We start from the raw sequence: 2,141 nt of genomic DNA, 5'->3' as shown, positions 1-2,141 counted from the left end.
GGAGTAATCAGTAAATAGCTCTCCGCCTACAATGACGTCATAACCATGATTTTTGGTTTTCTGACGTCCGTTATCAGTTCCCTCCGACCACGCCAGCATATCGAGGAACGCCTTACGTTGATTATTGATTTCTACCATCTTCTACTCCGGCTTTTTTAGCAGCGAAGCGTTTGATAAGCGAACCAATCGAGTCAGTACCGATGTAGCCGATAAACACGCTCGTTATATAAGCGAGATTGCTACTTAGTCCGGCGAAGTCGAGAAGGTCACGAATGAACTAGGCGATAATGGCGCACATCGTTGCGTCGATTACTGTTTTTGTAAACGCACCGCCATTATATCTGCCGCGAAGGTACGCCATTGCAAACGCAAGGATTGCCCCGATGCCTTGTTCCTTTGCCGCGAGAATGGCGGCCAACAGGTCATGTTTTTCTGGCATCTTCATGTCTTACCCCCAATAAGGGGATTTGCTCTATTTAATTAGGAATAAGGTCGATTACTGATAGAACAAATCCAGGCTACTGTGTTTAGTAATCAGATTTGTTCGTGACCGATATGCACGGGCAAAACGGCAGGAGGTTGTTAGCGCGACCTCCTGCCACCCGCTTTCACGAAGGTCATGTGTAAAAGGCCGCAGCGTAACTATTACTAATGAATTCAGGACAGACAGTGGCTACGGCTCAGTTTGGGTTGTGCTGTTGCTGGGCGGCGATGACGCCTGTACGCATTTGGTGATCCGGTTCTGCTTCCGGTATTCGCTTAATTCAGCACAACGGAAAGAGCACTGGCTAACCAGGCTCGCCGACTCTTCACGATTATCGACTCAATGCTCTTACCTGTTGTGCAGATATAAAAAATCCCGAAACCGTTATGCAGGCTCTAACTATTACCTGCGAACTGTTTCGGGATTGCATTTTGCAGACCTCTCTGCCTGCGATGGTTGGAGTTCCAGACGATACGTCGAAGTGACCAACTAGGCGGAATCGGTAGTAAGCGCCGCCTCTTTTCATCTCACTACCACAACGAGCGAATTAACCCATCGTTGAGTCAAATTTACCCAATTTTATTCAATAAGTCAATATCATGCCGTTAATATGTTGCCATCCGTGGCAATCATGCTGCTAACGTGTGACCGCATTCAAAATGTTGTCTGCGATTGACTCTTCTTTGTGGCATTGCACCACCAGAGCGTCATACAGCGGCTTAACAGTGCGTGACCAGGTGGGTTGGGTAAGGTTTGGGATTAGCATCGTCACAGCGCGATATGCTGCGCTTGCTGGCATCCTTGAATAGCCGACGCCTTTGCATCTTCCGCACTCTTTCTCGACAACTCTCCCCCACAGCTCTGTTTTGGCAATATCAACCGCACGGCCTGTACCATGGCAATCTCTGCATCTTGCGCCCGGCGTCGCGGCACTACGGCAATAATCCGCATAAGCGAATGTTGCGAGCACTTGCAGTACCTTTGCCTTAGTATTTCCTTCAAGCTTTGCCACACCACGGTATTTCCCCGATACCTTGTGTGCAAATTGCATCAGATAGTTGATAGCCTTTTGTTTGTCGTTCTGGCTGAGTTCGTGCTTACCGCAGAATGCAGCCATACCGAATCCGGCTTGTGATTGCGCCATCCCCATAGCAGCCATCACATCAGTACCGGAAAGAGAGTCAGAAGCCGTGGCCCGTGGTGAGTCGCTCATCATCGGGCTTTTTGGCGAATGAAATTTAGCTACGCTTTCGAGTCTCATGCGCCTTCTCCCTGTACCTGAATCAATGTTAGGTTTCCGCAGAACACTGCGCCGGTATCGATATACATTTGGTTGGCAAACTTGAGTGGTTTCACTGCTGGCGTATGACCAAAGATGAACGTGTCCGCGCCTTTGATTTCTTTCACGATCCCGTTTTGTGAGTTGCTGATTCGTTCGCGGTTCCAGATTACCTGCTGATGATCAACTGGCTTTCCAAACTCGTATTCGTCAAAGGGATAATCGGCGTGGCAGATAACATATTTTTTATCTTTGCTCACCAGTTCGATGATTAACGGAAGTTCATCTGCTTTATGGGCAAGAGCTTTAGCCAGAATTTCTTTGTCGTAATCGAGATTAAAGAACCAGCCACCGCCATTAAGCAGCCAGTGATTAACG

At 48.2% G+C, this 2,141-nt stretch carries 2 protein-coding genes and 1 pseudogene; all 3 read right to left on the bottom strand.

The genetic code is table 11. The features are described from left to right. Positions 1-121: 121 nt before the first annotated feature. Positions 122-439 (bottom strand): annotated as a pseudogene (locus tag HP556_RS30140) (phage holin, lambda family). Between the two features lie 682 nt (positions 440-1,121). Next, a complete protein-coding gene (locus tag HP556_RS00255; protein ID WP_001235459.1) occupies positions 1,122-1,745 on the bottom strand; it encodes an antitermination protein Q in 624 nt (207 codons plus the stop codon). After that, the coding region (locus HP556_RS00250) for a metallophosphoesterase family protein (RefSeq protein ID WP_478134428.1) at positions 1,742-2,141 on the bottom strand (400 nt) is incomplete at its 5' end. The genes HP556_RS00255 and HP556_RS00250, both read right to left, overlap by 4 nt.

The sequence above is a fragment of the Tardiphaga robiniae genome (assembly GCF_013359755.1).
GTDB classification, from domain to species: domain Bacteria; phylum Pseudomonadota; class Alphaproteobacteria; order Rhizobiales; family Xanthobacteraceae; genus Tardiphaga; species Tardiphaga robiniae.
The sequence above is the reverse complement of the archived record's forward strand: the minus strand, read 5'-3'. Positions and strand labels throughout refer to the sequence as shown.